The sequence below is a fragment of the Spirosoma rhododendri genome (genome assembly GCF_012849055.1).
GTDB classification, from domain to species: domain Bacteria; phylum Bacteroidota; class Bacteroidia; order Cytophagales; family Spirosomataceae; genus Spirosoma; species Spirosoma rhododendri.
On record NZ_CP051677.1, the window covers coordinates 1,431,291 to 1,450,026 of the forward strand.

The window sequence follows — 18,736 nt, forward strand, 5'->3', positions numbered from 1 at the left end:
TCTACACGTAAACGTAAATAACCAACAATACCCATGAAGATTACTTTCTTTACGCTAACCGCGCTGGTTCTGTCTTTTTTTGCACCCGAAAAGAAGCAGGAAGACACCAAGATTCCCCTTTGCCACGGCCCGGCCAATGGTATGTCGCTGCTCGCAGCCGATCCTAACTTCGCCAAAGCACACGCTGAGCCGCTACCGTTTCATTACGAGAGCAAGGCGGGCGAAATGGTTAAGTTCAAAACGCCCGATGGTAAGATGGCCGACGGATTTCTGCTGAAAGCCAAAAAACCATCTGATAAGTGGCTACTCGTATATCAGGAGTGGTGGGGTCTGAACGATTACATCAAAATGCAGGCTGAAACGTACTACAACGACCTGAGCGACGTGAACGTGCTGGCGCTGGATATGTATGACGGCAAAGTAGCTACCAAGCAGGAAGATGCGGCTAAATACATGCAGGGTGCCGATCAGAACCGGTTGCAGGCCATTACGAAAGGTGCCCTGATGTACGCTGGTCCGAAAGCGAAAGTTGCCAGCGTAGGCTGGTGCTTCGGTGGTATGCTGTCGCTGCAATCGGCGATTCTGAGTGGTAAGCAGGCCGTTGGTTGCGTGATGTATTACGGCTTCCCGATCCAGGACGTCAGCAAGCTGAAAATGCTCGACACCGACGTACTGGCGTTCTTCGGTACGAAAGATGGCTTCATCAAGCAGGAGTCGGTGAAGGAGTTCGAAGAGAACATGAAGAAGGCCGACGAGAAGCTGATGGTGAAGATGTACGATGCTGATCACGCGTTTGCTAACCCCAGTAACCCTAACTTCGACAAGGCTGCTACGGAAGACGCATACAAGCGGTCGCTGACTTACCTGAAGTCGAAACTGAAGGCGTAAGCTAGTCTGTCTTAACGAGTTTTAACGAATCCCGTGGCACCATAGCGCTACGGGATTCGTTTTTATAGTGGCGTTAAACCTTTTGCCGGGACGATTGTCATACTGACAAAGGTTGACCTATAACAGACTCGCTTATGAAATCGCTAAAAATAATGCCCCTGCTGATGGCCACAATGATGGTTGTTCTGCTGGCAAGCTGCGGTCCGTCCTATGTTGGTGTAAATACCCGGCCCGCTTACGGCTACTACGGTCGACCGTATTACAACAACTATGGCTACGGATACTACAACAGGCCCTACGGCTACTACCGCCCACCGGTAATCGTACAGCGACGCACGTATGTAACACCGGCCCCCCGATACAATGCCCCCGTAATTACGTTCCCAACGGTCGTTCGGGAGGTGGTTTCGGTGGCGGTGGCGGCTTCAACGGTGGTGGTCGGTCGCGTGGTCCAAGATAAAGTTTGGTTGCCCTGAAAGAGAAAATACCGGTTCGCATGAGCCGGTATTTTTTTTATGCTTCCAGATACTGCACATAGTCACCGGCTTCGATGCAGTGCTGGTCTGTTATGGCCTGATTGTACAGATAGACCCAGCAATCAATGCGCTGATTAGGCAGCGAAATCAGCACTGATTCACGTCTGTACTCGTCGGCGGGGTCGGGCGGTGTGTTAACGCCTTCGTAGCTATCGAGCGTTGCCAACAACGCATCTGGTGCCGTTAGCAACGCATACACGGAGCCGTGGACCAGCGCATGGGCTGTGGGCAGATGGATAGCCCCGGGGTAATCGCCAAGATCGTATAGCCTGCCCGGCATCAGCCCCTCCCCCACGTATTGACAAACCTGTCGTAGCTGTACAGCGGCTGGATTGGTAAATGTGACCCGAAGAGTGCCATATACAAATAAATGAGTTGGTCGTGATCCCATCGGGAAGAAATACGGTTAGCCAGTGACGAATCGTCGGAAATACACGTTATAGTCTAAAAACACAGCTAGTTATGAAACGCACCAGCCTGATACTTCTGCTTGCCTCCACCATGCTGGCGACCGCTGTTCCCGTTGAGGCCAAGGTCACGACGAAGGAGTCTACCGTCTCGGCTTCTTCCATCGGGCGCAAGCGTAAGGGGTACAAACCACGTCGTGGTGGGCTGTTTAACACCGGTCTGTTTAAGAAGAAAAATCCTTGCGGTTGTCCAAATCATTAACGGATTGTTAACAAATTGTATTTATAACAGAGACGGGCCTTAGAAGGGCCCATTTTTGTATATAAGTGTTGTAAAATTCTGTGTTTCAGCGTAAAGTTTCGTACCTTTGCGTTTTCAAATTCATCGCAGACATTATCCGTCGGAATTGATCGCTGGAACGGTCATTGCCGACTTTCATTCCGTAAAATACACAGTTCACATACTGTATGCAATCGATTCGCAACATAGCCATTATTGCCCACGTCGACCACGGCAAAACAACACTGGTCGATAAGATTATCCATGCATCGAAGCTGTTTCGGGAGAATCAGGAGTTCGGTGATCTGATCCTTGACAACAATGATCTGGAACGTGAGCGGGGTATCACCATCGTTTCTAAGAACGTATCGGTTCGATACAAGGACGTTAAAATCAACATCATCGATACACCGGGCCACAGTGACTTCGGCGGTGAGGTAGAGCGCGTGCTTAAAATGGCCGACGGCGTTTGCCTGCTGGTAGATGCATTTGAGGGCGCCATGCCGCAAACGCGTTTTGTACTGGGAAAAGCACTCGCGCTGGGTCTTAAGCCAATCGTGATTGTCAACAAAGTCGACAAGGAAAACTGCCGGCCGGAGGAAGTACACGAAGAAGTGTTCGACCTGATGTTCAACCTTGGGGCAACGGAAGATCAGCTTGATTTCCCGACTGTCTACGGTTCGTCGAAACAGGGCTGGATGGGCCCCGACTGGAAGACCCCAACCGACAACATCACCTACCTGCTCGACACGATTGTCAGCACGATCCCGGCCGCGCCGGTCAACGAAGGTCTGCCGCAGATGCAGATCACGTCGCTCGATTATTCGGCGTTCGTAGGTCGTATCGCCATCGGTCGTGTACACCGGGGAACGCTTAAAGAAGGTGCTAACATGGCACTGGTAAAGGCGGACGGCTCGATCAAGAAAGTGAAGATCAAAGAACTTCAGACATTTGAAGGACTGGGTAAAAACAAAGTAGCCGAAGTTCAGTGTGGCGACATCTGCGCCGTAACGGGTCTGGAAGAGTTCGAGATTGGCGATACGCTGACCGACGCCGAAAAGCCCGAAGCACTGACTCGTATCGCCGTCGACGAGCCGACGATGAACATGCTGTTCACGATCAACAACTCGCCATTCTTTGGTAAGGAAGGTAAGTTCGTAACGTCGCGACACTTGCGTGACCGGCTTTACAAGGAAATCGAGAAGAACCTGGCGCTGCGCGTTGAAACTACCGACAGTGAAGACCGCTTCCTGGTTTATGGCCGGGGTATCCTGCACCTTTCCGTACTGATCGAGACGATGCGTCGCGAAGGCTACGAATTGCAGGTTGGCCAGCCACAGGTATTGTACAAAGAAGACGAGAACGGTCAGCGGCTGGAGCCGGTTGAAACACTCGTTGTCGACGTACCAGAGGAAACAGCCGGTAAAGTAATCGAACTGGCTACACAGCGGAAGGGTGAACTGCTGATTATGGAGCCGAAAGGCGACCTGCAACACCTTGAATTCGAGATTCCATCGCGGGGTCTGATCGGGCTGCGTTCGAACGTCCTGACGGCCACCTTTGGTGAAGCTGTGATGTCGCACCGGTTCAAGGAGTACCAGCCGTACAGAGGTACTATTCCTGAGCGGATCAACGGTTCGCTGATCTCGATGACGAGTGGTGTTGCTACGGCCTACTCAATCGACAAGCTTCAGGATCGGGGTATCTTCTTCGTTGAGCCTGGTGAAGAGCTGTATACGGGTATGGTTATTGGCGAGCACAACCGGCAGAACGATATCGTGGTAAACGTTATGACGGCCAAGCAATTGACCAACATGCGGGCATCCGGTTCGGACAGCAACGTGAAAATTGCACCGAAGGTATCGTTCTCACTGGAAGAGTCGATGGAGTACATTCAGAAGGATGAGTACCTCGAAGTGACGCCGAAATCGATGCGTATCCGGAAAATCTATCTGGACGAGAACGAACGGAAGCGGAACGCCAGCAAATTTGTGATGGCATAACCAATTCAGATTCTCTGAGAATATAAAAAGGCCGGTTGGAGATTAACTCCAACCGGCCTTTTTGTGTGAAAAAATATAATCGGGTTACTGATTAGCAACTACGCCAACGGCAAGCTGTGATTTTACGTTAGTCGCCAATACATTAACCGGTGATGCCTGCATTACTGATTTTGAGTCGAGTGTGGGTTGCCCCGACAGATACGTATTCTGACGCTTGACAAGAAAGTACACGCAGGTGAAAAGTAAAAAGCCTGCGAAAAGTGTAAATAAATTTCTCATACTATTGTAAAAGTGGTCGTCAGCTAACCATAAAATCGTACTCGATAAACTGACGTTACAAAATCAATGCAATAACAGCAAGGGTTTGATAATTGTTAAATCTATTTAGTGAATGGTCTTGTGTAAAAGCCAAAGCTATAACTAATTGTAAAGCTAAAAAAATATGATAAGTATTTGATAGTCAGTAGTATATGTTTAATTGATTTCCGTGTCGATAACTCAGAATAAAAAAATAAAGATTATGAGTAAACGAATAAAAAATTACCCGGCTGTCTTAACTACGGCCGGGTAATATTGGTCTTACACAAAAGATAAACAAAGAAATTTCTTGAAATGAAGTATGTATTATCTACGTATTTTGTAGGATAATACTCCGCTTCTAGGACGCCCAAAATAAAGGCGAAGTGTGCTATCGGTTAATTGTTCATAACGGGCCACGCTCCCAAGTTTAACCAGATACGACTGGCTAACAGACGGGTCTGTTTGGTCGGAACCGGACTTCGCCGTTTGTGAAATTTGCTGAAACTGCATGGTTCCGTCGATGGTGGCATACATACGGCCCACATAACTCGTCTGTACGCTCTGCCCCTGTAAATCAAAGGAAGTTATATCGTGGGGCGGGTTGGCCATGTCCAGCGCAAACGTAACGGTACTGCCCGCTGCCGAATCAGGCTTTTCCAATACCCACGTACCAACCAGCCGGGCAATTTTGGGATCAAGCTTGGGAGCTGATGGCTTGCATTGGCTGACAAGTAACACGCAGCTAAGGGCGAAAAGAAGCGACTTCATCAATTCAATTGTGTCGGGTTAGCGATCTTGCCTACAAACAAAATCGTTTTGGTTGTCCGTTCGTGAATGATAAACACGAATGGTTTGTCGCACAAAGTTGGCAATTGAACTGATGTTGTGGATACACCACCCGTAGTGACAGCAGCTGCTTCGGTGCCCTGCTCATCAACGGCAACAAAGGTATTTTGCTTTACGAAGCTCAGCGTTAACCGTTCAGATGGGTTCATCTTGCTGAAGTTCGCCTGATTTGTGAAGGCGTCTGCCATACCCATAGCGCTCAACACGGAATTAAGCCGGGTTTCGTAGCTCATGGTAAACTTCGGCAGGCCAATATCCACACTGGCTTTTATCATGCTCTGTTGCAGCGTAGTCCATTCTGTTGCTGTGTAGGCTTGTAGTAACGAATCGGCCGAGCGGGTCCCGTTCGGCAGCAGCACGGTCATGGCAAACTGATCATTGCCGTAGGGTAACTCGAAGGCTGCGTAACCTTCGCGAAACGCACGGCGCATCGGGCTCTTCTGCCGCATCATCCGTACGGTCGTTTCCTGGCCCGACGCAAGCGTAAAGGGAGCGTCGTAGGTTTGCCCGGCGTTGAACTGCGTTTGCCAGTTGCCTTTGAAATACAGCGCATTCAACGCAAATAGTATATTGTCCGGCTGAATCTGGTCGATAACCTTGGGAATACGGCCATTCGTTTTCTCGCTGGCCCAGGCGTTGATCTTGCCAGCTGTGGCCGCATCGTTGAAGTTCTCGGCCGAAACCGTGGCACCAAACGTTTGTTTGAGCAGGTCCTGAAACGACTGTGTCACTGAAAAAGTGTTGCGGTACCAAATCGAATTGGCCAGCGTAAGCGTCACCTTCGGGTCAGCTTTGGGCAGGTTCTGTAGCAAATTCTGGTACGTCTGATTGGCTTCCGCCAGCGTTTGTGTATCCAGTTTAAGCGTCTTCTGCATGGCTTGCGCCGTCTGACCGTCGGCACCGTTGAGCAGCATACCTAATACGATGTGAAGACTCAGGGGCGACAAAAACATGTTTTTACCGGCTCCCCCTGCTGGTTTACCCGGCCTGCCACGTCAAAGGCGAACTGGGTGGTCTGATCGGCGAACGGGGCCGATACGCGTAGCGAACTGGCCGTTGAATCGGTTGGTGTGGTTGGCGATACTGACCCTTTGTTACATCCGGCGGCTGAAAGCATAGCCGTGATCAGGGCGATAGCTAAGGTTTTCATAGCGGGTTAGTTTAAAAGTGGTAATCAACTCCGAAACTCATACCGGCACTGGTCGGATGCGACCGAATGGGTGAATCCGATACGGTACTGGTCCCGATCGTCGGCTGATACAGGCCCGCCAATGAGGCTGACCAGTGCTGAGATGGGCGATACCGGAAGCGGGCACCGAGCGAAGCGGCCCACGATAACGACCGGTAAATGTCGTCGTTGGCCGTCACGACGACCTGGCTGGCGACGGTATTCCTGACAAAAATGTTGGTCAGAAAGCCTCCGATCAGGGCCAGTCCGAGCCGCTTGCGGGGGCGCAGCTGATAACCGACCTGTACCGGTACCTGCACAAACTGGTAATCGTTCGAAACAGACTGCCGTTCCGACGAGCTGTAGCGACCGGTGGTATACGGCTGGACTCCGCTCCGATCCGCCGATACATACGCGTTTGCCGGACCGGCTGTGCGGCTACGAATGGCGTCGATAAACAGGTTGTTGGAAGCAGGTGCATCATTGGTGGTGAGCATCGATACGCTTGCCAGATTGACCTGTGCGGGGCTTTCGACCGTCGACTGCGCCGACAGGTACCCTACGCCGGTTTCCACCGACCAGCGATCGGTTAGTTGAACCCCGGCACTTAGCTGGTAGGCAACGGATCGGCTGCTGCGACTGTCGACGCTGGGGTTAGCTGTGTTTGGATGCCCATTGGCCGCCTGAACGCTGTTACTGGCGATAGCAACGGGCGCAGAAGCCAGCGCCACAGCCGGATTGAATGCGCCCGGCATAACACTGAGCGACGCCCACTTTTCGCGCCGGATTGGTTTTGTTGCGACGTCCGCTGTTGCCTCAGCCGGTGTTGCTTTAGCCAGTGCAGACTGGTTTTTGGCTGGTTGAGCGGCAAGCGTGATCGTGGCCGACTCTTCCGCCGGAACGGGATCTGATTGAGCCGGTACCTGTTGCTCCGGTGTTGTCGTAACGGCTACGATCGACAAACTAATCGACTGCCTGAACACCTGCGGAGGCTGCTGAGCCGACTCTAACCCCGCTGCCGGTTGATCGGACGGCGCTGTCTCGATAGAAGCATTGGCGTAGTGCCGGGCAAGAGCCGCTGAAATGGCCGACTGTGCCGATGTCATCATGGCAACGTCAGCTTGTTCCGGGAAAGAAGGCTGTCTGCGGTAGGCAGGCGTACCGACGGGGGGTAAATGGTCAAGCCCTGCCAGCGAAGCCGGGTGTTGCTGCTGACTGGTAACCCGTGACTGGGGTGACGCATCAACCGATGCCGTTGCCGGGCCGGTGCCAGTCTGTGTGTGCGTTGCTACTGACGCAGCTGATCGCGGCAGATCGGTTGACTGTGTATACCACCAGCCTGCCAGCAACAGCGCAGCGGATGCTGCCACGCCGGTGCCCCAAAGCAGCGCGCGCTGAACAGGCATCGATGCTGGCCCCCACAGCGGCAGAACGCGGGCTTTACTATCGTCGTCAAGCTGCCGTTCGATAGCCTCCCATACCCCCTGCGGAGGTCGTTCATCGGCCCCGTCAAACGCCTTCCGCCAAAAGTCGTCCGGTATGTTTTCCAATTCGTTCATTATGTCGTTGTCGTTCGGGGAGGGATATCCGTTAGTGTTCTTTCGTCGGCCCGAAGTTTTTGCATTAGCAGGCCCCGGGCACGGGCGTATTGCGATTTTGATGTCCCTTCGGCGATATCGAGCAGATCAGCAATCTCTATGTGATTGTACCCTTCGATAGCGTACAGGTTAAACACAGTCCGGCAACCCGGTGGTAATTCCTGAATCAGTTGCAACAGATACTGATAGTTCAATGCAGGCAGGCTCTCGTCGGATTGTGGCAGTATCGGAGCCAGCTCCTGCACGTCGCTGGTTTGTTCCCACGGCTTCTGTTTACGAATATGTTTCAGGGCCGTGTTGATGACTATGCGTTTCAGCCAGGCTTCCAGCGGACATTCAAACCGGAACGAATCGATATGCCGGTATATCTTGACGAAGGCATCCTGCAACACATCTTCGGCCTCGTCGGGGCTGCGGATATACCGCTTGCATACGACAAAGAGCTTCCCGGCAAACCGCTCATAGAGCTGTCGCTGCACGGTTCGGTTCTGCCGACGGCACCCTTCGACTAATTCGTATTCATCCTGCATACAAACGTTGGCATATGGATAGAGTCGCTTATCGGACAAACGGTTGTAATGGAAACAATTTTTTTGCTCAAAAAGACAGCCGACTGTCGACCAACGGCTTTTCAGTAAGCCGGAGCCTAGAAAAAGACGCGCTTTCTAGTGGAAATTTACCAACTTAGTTAACTGTACCGTCGGGTAATCTGACACCCGTCCTTCTTCAAGTGTATGCGTACCGTTTTTCGGACTATTGCTTTATCGCCCCTCGTGCTCACAGCTACCGGGCTATTTTCGTTGACACAGCCAGCCGGGTCGCCGGGGCTGGTACCAACTAATCGGCCGCTGAACGTCTGTCAATTTGCGGACTCGACGGCGCTTGTCTTACCCGCCGATCTGGAAGCAACTGTCTGGGCCGAGTCGCCGATGCTTTACCGGCCTACCAGTATCGACGTCGATGCAAAGGGGCGAATATGGGTGGCGGAAGCGGCTGGCCCCCGACCCGGCAGCGATGGAACTACCGACGGCCGGGTTACGATCCTGACCGATACCAACGGCGACGGCCGGGCCGACAATCAAACCCTATTCGTGCAGGATGCCCGGCTGGTGCATCCGCTGGGCGTCAGCGTGCTGGACCGAAATGTATACGTGTCTAACTCACCTGACCTACTGCTGTATGCTGATGAAAACGGCGACGATCAGCCGGAGCGCACTGAAACGGTACTAACCGGATTTGGCGGTAAAAACCAGAAAAACGGAGTGCATCGGCTGGTGGCCGGACCGGCGGGAAATTACTACGTCAGCGTTGGGGATGCCGTGCCGTACACCGTTACTGATCGTGATGGCTGGGCATTACAGGTTGGTACAAATGCCGACAAGCAACTTAGCAGCGATGGTCGTAGCTGGGTTAACGGAGTATCGCTGCGAGTCAGGCCCAATGGGTCAGGACTGAAGGTGATGGCCGACAATTTTTATAACAGTCAGGCTATCGCCACTGATTCATACGGAAATCTATGGCAGGCCGATACCGACGAAAACACGCACATGGCCCATATCGACTGGGTACTGGAGGGTGGCAAAGCGGGCTTTAGCCCCAGTAAAAGTCGCGCGGGCGCCACAACCCTGCCGGGTACGATGCCCGTTGGTGACATCGTCCAGAACAGTTCGCCGACGGCCTTGCTGATGTATGAGGACGAAAAGCTGGGGCTACCATACCGGGGTACGTTGCTTTGCGCCGATCCGCGTCAGCATCGTATCGTGGCGTACAAACCCGAAATTCGCGGGGCAGGTTACCGCCTGACCGGGACTGATTTTGTCAGCGGTACAGGGCCTGCCGGTGAGCGTAACACCACCTTCGAGCCGGTTGCTATGGCCATCGGGCCGGACGGAGCTGTGTATGTGGCAAGCTGGCACGAAGCCGGTGCGAACTCCACCGGGCGAATCTATCGGATTGCGCCCACCGGTCGTTCGCTCAAAAATCCACAGATCGATCTTCGCAACACGGCTGGACAGTTGGCTGCGCTGACAAATCCGGCTCCGCAGGTCCGGATGCTGGGTTTCAACGCGCTCAAGCAGCAGGGCGACGACGTGGCTGACGCGCTGATGCCGATGGTCAGCTCGCTGAATGCGTATCACCGGTCGCGCGCTATCTTTCTGCTGGCGCAGCTGGGACCCGAAGGACAGTTTGAGGTCGAACGGTTATTGAAGGCACCCGAAGCGCAGACCCGTATCGTTGCCTTGCGCGCGCTACGCAGCATCACCCCCGAAAACTCGAAAGCTAACCCCGCCCTGACACCGTCGCAGCAGGTGTTGCTCCCGTTGCTGGGTAATCTGTCCGTCGATCAGAGTGTGGCCGTCCGGCGGGAGGTATGCGTCGCCCTGCGTGACATGCCTTATGCCGACTGTCGGCGGATGCTGGCAAATCTGGTGCAGGGGTACGATGGCCAGGATAGCTACTATCTGAATGCGCTGAGCGAAGCTGCTGATGGTAAAGAAGATGAGTTGTTCGCTGATCTGCGGTCGTCGTTTGCGGCTGACCCGGTTGAGTGGGATACGCGCACGGCAAACCTGATGTGGGCACTGCATCCGTCATCAGCTTTATCATTACTTAGAAAACGGGCTGAAGCCGAGCAACTTCCTGCCGAAGTCCGGCAACAGGCAGTAGCCGCTATTGCCGCAATGCAAACGGTGACCGCGCGAACTGTTATGGCCGACCTGACGCGGGGAAGCGACAAACTACTGGCGGCATCGGCGAAGGAGCTGACGGATGTTCGCAGAGCAAAGCCACAGGCGAGTGCTTCCGTCAGTCCGGCCACGACTGCTACAACGCCAGTACCAGCAAGTGAAAAACTGAACCCGGCGACCATGTCACCGCGCGATTTGCTGGCTAGCAAGTATGGTACCTACGCCGAACGAAGTAAAGCCGTACAGGATCTGGCCCAAACCCCGGAAGGTGCCCGGCAGCTGATTGACTTGATCGCTGAAAATCGTCTGTCTAATGCGATGCTACGCGTTGCGGGCCCGGCCCTCCTGAAGCACCCTAATGCCGCCATTCGCCAGCAGGCCGCGCCTTATTTCGAGCCCAAACCCGCGCCGGCCGTAGCTGCCGCTGATTCGGTTAAAGTGGCACCACCTGTTGAAAAGCCAGTAACAGCGCCGGTAAGACCCATTGCCGTGCCTGAATCGACAGCCGTATCTGTTCGCAAACCGGTGTTGCCGACCCCGATAGTAACCGAACGACAAATGCACCAGCGGCTACCTCGACGAGCAGCTCGACAAAGCCCGAGGTGGCCGATATTGCCGCGCTGACGGGCAGTGCTTCGGCTGGCCAGCTCATTTTCAAAACCAGTTGCAGCCGATGCCACATCTACAATCAGAAAGGGATCGACGTTGGGCCGGAGCTGACGAATGTGCAACAGCAGCTGGATAAAAATGGGCTGATCGAATCAATCGTCTATCCAAACGCGTCAATCACCTCCGGCTACGAACCGTGGCTGGTGACGACCACAACCGGGCAGTCGTACTACGGATTTATCACCAGCGAAACTGCCCAATCGCTTGTGGTGAAAGGCGTAACGGGACAAAAGCACACACTCCCGATCAGTACTGTGTCGAACCGCCGTAAGTTTTCTAATAGTCTGATGCCCAGCGCGCAGACAATGAAGCTCAATCAGCAACAAATCGCTGACATAACGGCGTATCTGCTCAAACTGTAACCGCCCTACAACGCAAAACCGGCACCTGATACATCACGTATCAGGTGCCGGTTTTGTTTGACGCCTTTGCGTTTAGATAATCGCGTCGAGCAGGGCCGTAACAACCGAGACGACAAGACTAAACAGGAGAGCTGCCAGAATGCCGCTCACTACAAAGCCGGAAACCAGCGAAGCCGCCAGATAAACCATCAGAATATTGATGACGATGAGGAACAGCCCCAGCGTCAGTACGGTGATGGGAATCGTCAGGATTGTCAGGATTGGCTTAACGAAAGCGTTGAGCAAGCCAAGAACGATGGCAATAATCAGATACGTGCCGACCCCGCCTGTGACGGTGATGCCGGGGATGATTGCCGCTGCGACGTAAACCGCCACCATGCTGATAACAATGCGAATAAGTAAGCCCATTGGTAGTGAAATTGGGAGTGAACTGAATAGATATTAGCATCACGAACACCAAACCAGCTACCAATGTTTAGCTGCTTACTTCGCGTGTCGGCTCTGCAACACGGCAATTATATCGTCCAGGCTCATATTTTTCTGTTCCAGCAACACCAGGAAGTGAAACAGCAGATCGGCGGCTTCGCCCTTGAACAAGTCGTCGTTGTCGTCTTTTGCTTCGATCACTAGTTCGACGGCCTCCTCCCCTACTTTCTGCGCGATCTTGTTAACTCCCTTACCGAACAGCGAAGTCGTATACGATTTGTCGGTTGGGTTGATGCGCCGGTCGTGGATGATAGCTTGCAGGTAGTTCAGAAACTGCCCTTTACCCTTGTTTACTTCGTTGAAACAGGTATCAGCCCCTGTGTGGCAGGTCGGGCCGGCGGGCTGGCCTTGATGAGCAGCGTATCGTTATCGCAGTCGACAAGGATTGAGTCGACGTGCAGGAAATTGTTGGACGTTTCGCCCTTTGTCCAGAGCCGTTGTTTGCTGCGGCTAAAGAACGTAACGACTCGTTCGGCCTGCGTTTTGTCGTAGGCTTCCTGGTTCATGTAGCCCAGCATCAGCACTTTGCCGGTTTCGGCATCCTGCACAACGGCGGGCACCAGCCCTTCGGGCGATTTATCAAACGCAATCTCGGAATTCATGCCGTAAAGGTAGGTGCTCAGGGGCGAATCGTCTGCACAAACGACCGAATGCTCTCCGCCGACGTGCCGTGGTCCTGCAAATGCCGGATAAACGCACTACCGACGATGGCCCCGTTGGCGTATTGCGAAGCCGTATCGAACGTTTCCTGATCGCTGATGCCGAAGCCTATCAGTCGCGGGTTACGCAAGTTCATTGCGTCAATGCGTTCGAAGTACGCCCGCATTCCATCGCTTATGCCCTTCGATGACCCTGTAATACTGGCCGACGATACCATGTAGATAAACCCGTCGGACTCCTGATCGATAAACCGGATACGTTCGTCGGTGGTCTGCGGGGTGATAAGGTGTACGTTCAGGATGCCGTATTCGCGGAACGTGGGCGCGTACTCAGCCAGAAACAGATCCAGCGGCAGATCGGGCAGAATTACGCCATCGACGCCCACCTGACGGCACATCCGGCAGAAATTTTCCACGCCGTATTGCAGCACCGGGTTGATGTACCCCATCAGCAGAATCGGCACGGTAATGTCTTCGCGGCAGCCCGCTAGCTGGGCAAACAGCGTTTTGATCGACATGCCGTTGTCCAGCGCGACGCCGTTGCTTTGCTGAATCGTTTCGCCGTCGGCAACCGGGTCGGAGTAGGGCATACCAATCTCGACCAGATCGACACCGGCTTCCTGCAAACCGCGTAGTACGGTACGGGTATCGTCGAGATGGGGAAAACCGGCGGTAAAATAAACGTTCAGAAGCCGCTCGCTGCGCTGTTCAAACAGGGCCGAAATACGGTTGGTAGTGAGTGTATCCATGATGTATGTAGCCCAGACGTCCACGTCTGGAGGGCGCGACAGCGACCAATAAAGCTGCCACTTAGAGCAGTTGGCCTGACGGCCACCCGGACGTGGACGTCCAGGCTACAGTCTACAAATGCTTTGAATAAGTGCTCAAATCTTTATCGCCCCGGCCTGATAGGCAAATGACGACGACATCGTCTGCGTTCAGGCTCATTTTGTCAAGCGAGGCCAGTGCGTGCGACGTTTCCAGCGCGGGAATAATGCCCTCCTGCTTGCTGAGGTTAAAGCCAGCCGCCAGTGCTTCTTCGTCTGTAATGGCGTAGAAATCGCCCCGGCCGGAGTCGAATAGGTGTGCGTGCAGCGGGCCGATGCCGGGATAGTCCAGACCCGCCGAAATCGAATACGGTTCCGTTACCTGCCCGTCTTCTGTCTGCATCAAAATCGTCCGGCTACCGTGCAGCACGCCCGGCTTACCCAGCGCGGTGGTGGCTGCCGAATGGCCTGACGTAACCCCCATTCCAGCCGCTTCGGCCGCAACAAGCCGCACCGATGGTTCGTGTAGGAAATGGTAGAACGCGCCAGCTGCATTGCTGCCCCCTCCCACGCAGGCTACCACGTAATCGGGGTTTTCGCGGCCGGTTTTGGTCAACAACTGTTGCCGGATTTCCTGCGAAATAACCGACTGAAACCGGGCTACCATGTCAGGATACGGGTGCGGCCCGACTACCGAACCGATAATGTAGTGCGTGTCGACCGGATTGTTGATCCAGTGCCGCATTGCTTCGTTGGTCGCGTCTTTGAGCGTTTGGCTACCCGACTTTGCCGGTACTACCGTCGCGCCCAGCATCCGCATCCGGTCGACGTTGGGTTTCTGCCGCTCCATGTCGATGGATCCCATGTACACGATGCATTCCAGCCCCATCAGCGCGCAGACCGTCGCTGTCGCAACGCCGTGCTGACCAGCACCCGTTTCGGCTACAATCCGCTTCTTACCCAGCCGCTGCGCTACCAGAATTTGCCCGATGGTGTTGTTGATCTTGTGTGCACCCGTGTGGCACAGGTCTTCACGCTTCAGATAGATCGTCGCGCCCTTCTGCGCCGACAGTCGCTTAGCCAGAAACAGGGGCGTCGGTCGACCGACGTAATCTTCCAGCAATTGCCAGAATTCAGCCTGAAACGATGAATCGCCGATGATCGACAGGTAGTTCTGCCGGAGTTCTTCGACGTTTGGGTACAGCATTTCTGGGATGAATGCGCCACCAAACCGGCCGTAAAAACCCGTATTGCTTACGTCAAATGACGCTTGTGTGTCAATAGTGTCCTGCATGATTGTCAATGCTTTATCAGACGTAGACCCAGTGCGGGTAAATGATCGAAATCGTTGTCGGTGGTGTGAAGTTCCATATCCAGATAGAGCGCCGTAGCCGCAATCCAGAGGTCATTCTTTCCCATGTTCCGGGCCGACGTACCAAGCGGATAACTTCTTAATTTGTTCTGACTAAATGCGTCAATCTGGGCGTAGTAGCCGATCAGACCCTGCGTTATATCGACACTTGGGTATCGGCTGAATAAGTTTTGAACGAACTCCCAACGTTGAAGTCCCCAATCAGATTTTAATGCGAATGCTTCAATTTCGCCTATCGTGACTATCGACAACACCGTTTGGGCAGGTGGTAACGTTCGCTGTCTTATATGATTGATAATCAGGTTTGTGTCGTAAATCATACACCACCTTTATCACCTTCCGCCAGCAAGGCGTCCATCACCTCGTTTTCCGCTTCCGTAAAGTCTGGAAATACCCCGAAGAAAGGCTCGTTAACGGTAGTAGTTTGCAAAAATCGCTCTACGCCCCACCGGCGGATGTCTTCAGGGCGATATGAGTTGATTTGCCCCCGTTTCATAGCCGGTATTATGTCCTTGGTTTGCTTCGTTGTGTCCATAGTGGTAATCAAACTTTAACACCGATGGCGGCTTAGTCGTTTCCGCTAACTCCTAAACGGCTTCTTGCTCGATTGGGCGCAGGTACGACAGGATTTCCTTCACCTTCGCCACGTCTTTCACGCCCGGTGCGGTTTCGACCTGACTGTTAACATCGACGCCGTACAGTTTGAACCCTTTGAGCAGATTCACCTGATCGACGTTGTCCAGCCCGATACCGCCACTGATGAAAAATGGCTTCTCGTTATCATAGCGGCTCAGAATGTTCCAGTCGAAGGTAACGCCATTGCCGCCGGGTTGATCGCCTTTAGCGTCGAATAGGAAGAAGTCGCACTGCGCTTTGAAGTTGTTGAGCATCGAGAAGTTAAACGAATCGTCGATGCGGAACGCTTTGATAATGTTTACCCCCCGGTTTCGCATACTCCGGCAGAACTCCGGCGTTTCGGTGCCGTGCAACTGCACGTACTGAAAATCGTATTTCTTCACCATCCGCAGGATGTAATCGGGCGACGCGTTGACAAAGACGCCCACCTTGCGAATCGACTTTGGCAGCGACCGGACCATCGTTTCGTCGAGTTCGTCACCCACAAAACGGGGTGACTGATCGTAGAAGATAAACCCGATAAAGTCGGGATTCAGTGCCGCGATTTCTTTCAGGTTGTCGGCGTCACGCATGCCGCACACTTTGAGCTTCATGTCAGTACGATTTAGATGGATAGGCACTGGAATATGTCTTGACAAAATTGTCCAGCGCAGCCGCCGGATCAGTCGTTTTCATGAATGCTTCACCGATCAGAAAGCCGTCGAAACCCGCGTCGCGCAGCATCAGCAGATCGGCGGGATTGTGCAGCCCACTCTCGGCGATTTTGGCGTAGGTATCGGGGATCAGGTTAACCAGCCGCAGCGAGGTGTCCAGCGAGGTAACAAAGGTTTTAAGGTTGCGGTTATTGACACCGACTAAATCAATCGACGTGGTCAGGCTCTGCTCCAGTTCGATTTCGTCGTGTACTTCGAGCAGTACCTGCATACCCAATTCCTGCGCCTGTTGACTCAGGTCGCGCACCTGCTCCGGCGACAGACAGGAGGCAATTAGCAGAACCAGATCGGCTCCCCACGCTTTGGCCTCCAGCAACTGATAGCCGTCGATTACGAAGTCTTTGCGAAGAATGGGCATTTCGGGATTGGCCAGCCGGGCCGCTTTCAGATCGTCGGGAGTGCCGCCGAAGAAGGGCTCATCAGTTAGTACAGAAAGTACCGATGCACCGGCCGTTACGTAGCCCTGCGTTGTCAACGTAACGTCGGCTCGGTCGTTGATGACGCCTTTCGAGGGCGACCGACGCTTAAACTCGGCAATGATTCCGGTGGAATACAACCCCTGCACAGCGTCGCGGGCCGACAGGCAGACCCGTTTGAAGTCGGGCATTTCTTCCAGCGCAGCCGCCGGTGTTTCGGCCATCCGGGCGGCCACTTCTACGCGCTTCTGAGCAATTATCTCGTCTAAAATCGTCATGCTATCAACTGCTTAAAACAGGCCAGTGCCCGTTTGCTCTCCAGCGACTCGCGGGCCATTGCCACAGCGTCGGTCAGCGAATCGGCTTTCCCGGCGGTCAGCAACCCAACGGCTGCATTAGCGACGACCGCCTGTTTCTGCGCCGGTGTGGCTTCGTCGTTGAGCACACCGAGGAAAATCTTCGCCGATGCGTCCAGCGTTTCGCCCCCAGCCAGCTTGTCGGCCGACTGTGTCTGCAAGCCCAGTTGCTCCGGCGTCATAATCTGTTCAGAACCGTTGCTGATGATCTTGAACGGCCCCGTCAGCGATATTTCGTCGTACCCATCCAGCGCATGCAAAATCGCGAACTGCTTGTCGGATTGCTGATAAAGGTACGCATATAAACGTGCCAATTCAAGGCTGAATACCCCGACAAGCTGTTTGCGGGGCCGGGCCGGGTTAATCATCGGACCGAGTACGTTGAAAAACGTTTTTACGCCTAGTTCCTTCCGAATCGGCGCGACGTTCTTCATCGCTGGGTGAAACAGGGGCGCGTGCAGAAAACAGATGCCCGCCGTTTCCATCTTGCGCTGCAACTCGCCGACGTCGTTGGTAAACCGGTAGCCTAGGTATTCCATCATCGTCGACGAACCCACCAGCGACGAAACGCCGTGATTGCCGTGCTTGGCAACGCGCTGCCCCGCCCCCGCCACGACAAACGACGCCAACGTTGAGATGTTGAACGTGTCTTTACCATCGCCCCCGGTTCCGCACAGGTCCATTGGGTCGTAAGCACTCAGGTCGACGGGGAGGCACAGTTCGAGCATGGCATCGCGGAAGCCTTCGAGTTCTTCGACCCGCAGACTACGCATCATGTACACTGTCAGGAACGATGCGATCTGCGCGGAGTTGTACGCCCCCCGCCCGATGCCCAGCAGCACCTGCCCCGCCTGCTCTTTCGTCAGCGATTTGTATTCAAACAGGTGATTGAGAATTGATTTCATTTTTCAAAGAGTGAAAGAGCGAAAGAGCGAAAGAGCGATGGTGCCGGATGGTCACTCTTTCGCTCTTTCACTCTTTCGCTCTTTATTTTTTAAGCCAGTTTTCGATCATTTTAACGCCGTTCTGTGTCAGGACGGATTCGGGGTGGAATTGGAGGCCCCGGACGTCGTGCCGGACGTGGGCCAGACCCATCACGCGGCCCTGCTCATCAACGGCCGTAACGCGCAGTTCGTCAGGCATGGATTCCGGTACGACCGTCCACGAGTGGTAGCGACCAACGGATAGTTCGCTGGGGATGCCAGTGAAGAGCGGGTCAGACTCCTCGGTGACGGTAGCGCGGTGGGCGACGCCGTGCAACACATCGCCGAGGTTTTCGAGTCGGGCACCGTAGACCTCACCGATGCCCTGATGCCCCAGACAAATACCCAGGATGCTTTTCTGCGGGCCGTATTCGCCCACTAGCGCCTGCATAATCCCCGCTTCCGACGGGATGCCGGGGCCGGGCGACAGCAGGATTTTGTCGTACTGAGCGACGTCCTCCAGCGCGATTTTGTCGTTGCGGATCACGTCGGGACGCGCACCGAGTTCGCGCAGGATATACACCAGATTGTAGGTGAACGAGTCGTAGTTATCGAGAACGAGAAGTTTCATTAGTTCGTAATTTGTGATCTGCGGTTTGGCACA

Annotated in this window: 21 protein-coding genes and 1 pseudogene; 6 read left to right on the plus strand and 16 right to left on the minus strand. The window is 54.0% G+C overall.

The features are described from left to right. The first annotated feature begins 33 nt into the window (after nt 1–33). Both HH216_RS05660 and HH216_RS05665 read left to right on the plus strand, forming a co-directional pair. Nucleotides 34–888, plus strand: a complete 855-nt coding sequence (locus HH216_RS05660; RefSeq protein WP_169549908.1) for a dienelactone hydrolase family protein — start codon at nt 34–36, stop codon at nt 886–888. Nucleotides 889–1,022: 134 nt separating this feature from the next. After that, nucleotides 1,023–1,364, plus strand: a complete 342-nt coding sequence (locus HH216_RS05665) for a hypothetical protein (RefSeq protein WP_217371897.1) — start codon at nt 1,023–1,025, stop codon at nt 1,362–1,364. 37 nt (nt 1,365–1,401) lie between these two features. Here HH216_RS05665 and HH216_RS05670 read toward each other — a convergent pair whose 3' ends face one another. Further along, the gene (locus HH216_RS05670) at nt 1,402–1,815 is read right to left on the minus strand and encodes a gamma-glutamylcyclotransferase family protein (RefSeq protein ID WP_169549909.1); all 414 of its coding nucleotides are present in this window, start codon (nt 1,813–1,815) and stop codon (nt 1,402–1,404) included. A gap of 71 nt (nt 1,816–1,886) precedes the next feature. Between HH216_RS05670 and HH216_RS05675 the strand changes: the two genes are divergently transcribed. Both HH216_RS05675 and typA read left to right on the plus strand, forming a co-directional pair. Next, on the plus strand, nt 1,887–2,093 hold the full coding sequence (locus HH216_RS05675) for a hypothetical protein (RefSeq protein ID WP_169549910.1): 207 nt from the start codon (nt 1,887–1,889) through the stop codon (nt 2,091–2,093). A gap of 206 nt (nt 2,094–2,299) precedes the next feature. Continuing rightward, the gene (gene typA, locus HH216_RS05680; RefSeq protein WP_169549911.1) at nt 2,300–4,114 is read left to right on the plus strand and encodes a translational GTPase TypA; all 1,815 of its coding nucleotides are present in this window, start codon (nt 2,300–2,302) and stop codon (nt 4,112–4,114) included. 624 nt (nt 4,115–4,738) lie between these two features. On the opposite strand, the gene HH216_RS05685 is transcribed toward typA, so the two are convergent. From HH216_RS05685 to HH216_RS05700, 5 genes are read right to left on the minus strand one after another with little or no spacing between them, the layout of a single operon-like run. Continuing rightward, nucleotides 4,739–5,182 carry a hypothetical protein gene (locus HH216_RS05685; protein WP_169549912.1) on the minus strand — a complete coding sequence of 148 codons (444 nt, stop codon included), beginning with the start codon at nt 5,180–5,182 and terminating at the stop codon, nt 4,739–4,741. Beyond that, nucleotides 5,182–6,174, minus strand: a complete 993-nt coding sequence (locus HH216_RS05690; protein WP_254448700.1) for a serpin family protein — start codon at nt 6,172–6,174, stop codon at nt 5,182–5,184. The genes HH216_RS05685 and HH216_RS05690 overlap by 1 nt, the downstream gene beginning before the upstream one ends. Before the next feature lie 20 nt (nt 6,175–6,194). Then, nucleotides 6,195–6,410: a hypothetical protein gene (locus HH216_RS25740; RefSeq protein WP_254448701.1), complete on the minus strand. Its 216-nt coding sequence runs from the start codon at nt 6,408–6,410 to the stop codon at nt 6,195–6,197. Between the two features lie 11 nt (nt 6,411–6,421). Beyond that, nucleotides 6,422–7,987: an outer membrane beta-barrel protein gene (locus HH216_RS05695; protein WP_169549913.1), complete on the minus strand. Its 1,566-nt coding sequence runs from the start codon at nt 7,985–7,987 to the stop codon at nt 6,422–6,424. Beyond that, nucleotides 7,987–8,556, minus strand: coding sequence for an RNA polymerase sigma factor (locus tag HH216_RS05700; protein ID WP_169549914.1), 570 nt, complete (start codon nt 8,554–8,556; stop codon nt 7,987–7,989). The genes HH216_RS05695 and HH216_RS05700 overlap by 1 nt, the downstream gene beginning before the upstream one ends. Before the next feature lie 204 nt (nt 8,557–8,760). On the opposite strand from HH216_RS05700, the gene HH216_RS05705 reads away from it, so the two are divergent. Next, nucleotides 8,761–11,337, plus strand: coding sequence for a PVC-type heme-binding CxxCH protein (locus HH216_RS05705; protein WP_169549915.1), 2,577 nt, complete (start codon nt 8,761–8,763; stop codon nt 11,335–11,337). Then, nucleotides 11,316–11,744 (plus strand): c-type cytochrome, encoded by a 429-nt coding sequence (locus HH216_RS05710; protein ID WP_169549916.1) that lies wholly within the window; start codon nt 11,316–11,318, stop codon nt 11,742–11,744. Before HH216_RS05705 ends, HH216_RS05710 begins: the two co-directional genes overlap by 22 nt. 72 nt (nt 11,745–11,816) lie before the next feature. Here the strand turns inward: HH216_RS05710 and HH216_RS05715 are convergent, their stop codons facing one another. The 10 genes and pseudogenes from HH216_RS05715 to HH216_RS05760 form a co-directional block, all read right to left on the minus strand. Next, nucleotides 11,817–12,152: a phage holin family protein gene (locus tag HH216_RS05715; protein WP_169549917.1), complete on the minus strand. Its 336-nt coding sequence runs from the start codon at nt 12,150–12,152 to the stop codon at nt 11,817–11,819. A gap of 75 nt (nt 12,153–12,227) precedes the next feature. Next, a pseudogene (gene hisIE / locus HH216_RS05720) lies at nt 12,228–12,832 on the minus strand (bifunctional phosphoribosyl-AMP cyclohydrolase/phosphoribosyl-ATP diphosphatase HisIE). A 17-nt stretch (nt 12,833–12,849) separates the two neighbouring features. Next, on the minus strand, nt 12,850–13,638 hold the full coding sequence (gene trpA / locus HH216_RS05725) for a tryptophan synthase subunit alpha (protein ID WP_169549918.1): 789 nt from the start codon (nt 13,636–13,638) through the stop codon (nt 12,850–12,852). Nucleotides 13,639–13,750: 112 nt separating this feature from the next. Continuing rightward, nucleotides 13,751–14,950 (minus strand): tryptophan synthase subunit beta, encoded by a 1,200-nt coding sequence (trpB, locus tag HH216_RS05730; RefSeq protein ID WP_169549919.1) that lies wholly within the window; start codon nt 14,948–14,950, stop codon nt 13,751–13,753. A gap of 5 nt (nt 14,951–14,955) precedes the next feature. Beyond that, entirely contained in the window at nt 14,956–15,348 is a 393-nt protein-coding gene (locus tag HH216_RS05735) for a type II toxin-antitoxin system VapC family toxin (protein WP_169549920.1), read from the minus strand. Beyond that, complete coding sequence (locus tag HH216_RS05740; RefSeq protein ID WP_169549921.1) at nt 15,345–15,563, minus strand: hypothetical protein; 219 nt, start codon at nt 15,561–15,563, stop codon at nt 15,345–15,347. Before HH216_RS05740 ends, HH216_RS05735 begins: the two co-directional genes overlap by 4 nt. Before the next feature lie 52 nt (nt 15,564–15,615). Then, nucleotides 15,616–16,257 carry a phosphoribosylanthranilate isomerase gene (locus HH216_RS05745; RefSeq protein ID WP_169549922.1) on the minus strand — a complete coding sequence of 214 codons (642 nt, stop codon included), beginning with the start codon at nt 16,255–16,257 and terminating at the stop codon, nt 15,616–15,618. 1 nt (nt 16,258) lies between these two features. Further along, nucleotides 16,259–17,071 carry an indole-3-glycerol phosphate synthase TrpC gene (gene trpC, locus HH216_RS05750; RefSeq protein ID WP_169549923.1) on the minus strand — a complete coding sequence of 271 codons (813 nt, stop codon included), beginning with the start codon at nt 17,069–17,071 and terminating at the stop codon, nt 16,259–16,261. Continuing rightward, nucleotides 17,068–18,054 (minus strand): anthranilate phosphoribosyltransferase, encoded by a 987-nt coding sequence (trpD, locus tag HH216_RS05755; protein ID WP_169549924.1) that lies wholly within the window; start codon nt 18,052–18,054, stop codon nt 17,068–17,070. Before trpD ends, trpC begins: the two co-directional genes overlap by 4 nt. 82 nt (nt 18,055–18,136) lie before the next feature. Continuing rightward, nucleotides 18,137–18,703, minus strand: coding sequence for an anthranilate synthase component II (locus HH216_RS05760; protein WP_169549925.1), 567 nt, complete (start codon nt 18,701–18,703; stop codon nt 18,137–18,139). Nucleotides 18,704–18,736: the final 33 nt, after the last annotated feature.

Bases quoted from the DNA above. Each gene is read 5' to 3' on its own strand.
- HH216_RS05660 (WP_169549908.1), top strand. From the start codon at position 34: ATGAAGATTACTTTCTTTACGCTAACCGCGCTGGTTCTGTCTTTTTTT.
- HH216_RS05665 (WP_217371897.1), top strand. From the start codon at position 1,023: ATGAAATCGCTAAAAATAATGCCCCTGCTGATGGCCACAATGATGGTT.
- HH216_RS05670 (WP_169549909.1), bottom strand. From the start codon at position 1,815: ATGGGATCACGACCAACTCATTTATTTGTATATGGCACTCTTCGGGTC.
- HH216_RS05675 (WP_169549910.1), top strand. From the start codon at position 1,887: ATGAAACGCACCAGCCTGATACTTCTGCTTGCCTCCACCATGCTGGCG.
- typA (WP_169549911.1), top strand. From the start codon at position 2,300: ATGCAATCGATTCGCAACATAGCCATTATTGCCCACGTCGACCACGGC.
- HH216_RS05685 (WP_169549912.1), bottom strand. From the start codon at position 5,182: ATGAAGTCGCTTCTTTTCGCCCTTAGCTGCGTGTTACTTGTCAGCCAA.
- HH216_RS05690 (WP_254448700.1), bottom strand. From the start codon at position 6,174: ATGCTGCTCAACGGTGCCGACGGTCAGACGGCGCAAGCCATGCAGAAG.
- HH216_RS25740 (WP_254448701.1), bottom strand. From the start codon at position 6,410: ATGAAAACCTTAGCTATCGCCCTGATCACGGCTATGCTTTCAGCCGCC.
- HH216_RS05695 (WP_169549913.1), bottom strand. From the start codon at position 7,987: ATGAACGAATTGGAAAACATACCGGACGACTTTTGGCGGAAGGCGTTT.
- HH216_RS05700 (WP_169549914.1), bottom strand. From the start codon at position 8,556: ATGCAGGATGAATACGAATTAGTCGAAGGGTGCCGTCGGCAGAACCGA.
- HH216_RS05705 (WP_169549915.1), top strand. From the start codon at position 8,761: ATGCGTACCGTTTTTCGGACTATTGCTTTATCGCCCCTCGTGCTCACA.
- HH216_RS05715 (WP_169549917.1), bottom strand. From the start codon at position 12,152: ATGGGCTTACTTATTCGCATTGTTATCAGCATGGTGGCGGTTTACGTC.
- trpA (WP_169549918.1), bottom strand. From the start codon at position 13,638: ATGGATACACTCACTACCAACCGTATTTCGGCCCTGTTTGAACAGCGC.
- trpB (WP_169549919.1), bottom strand. From the start codon at position 14,950: ATGCAGGACACTATTGACACACAAGCGTCATTTGACGTAAGCAATACG.
- HH216_RS05735 (WP_169549920.1), bottom strand. From the start codon at position 15,348: ATGATTTACGACACAAACCTGATTATCAATCATATAAGACAGCGAACG.
- HH216_RS05740 (WP_169549921.1), bottom strand. From the start codon at position 15,563: ATGGACACAACGAAGCAAACCAAGGACATAATACCGGCTATGAAACGG.
- HH216_RS05745 (WP_169549922.1), bottom strand. From the start codon at position 16,257: ATGAAGCTCAAAGTGTGCGGCATGCGTGACGCCGACAACCTGAAAGAA.
- trpC (WP_169549923.1), bottom strand. From the start codon at position 17,071: ATGACGATTTTAGACGAGATAATTGCTCAGAAGCGCGTAGAAGTGGCC.
- trpD (WP_169549924.1), bottom strand. From the start codon at position 18,054: ATGAAATCAATTCTCAATCACCTGTTTGAATACAAATCGCTGACGAAA.
- HH216_RS05760 (WP_169549925.1), bottom strand. From the start codon at position 18,703: ATGAAACTTCTCGTTCTCGATAACTACGACTCGTTCACCTACAATCTG.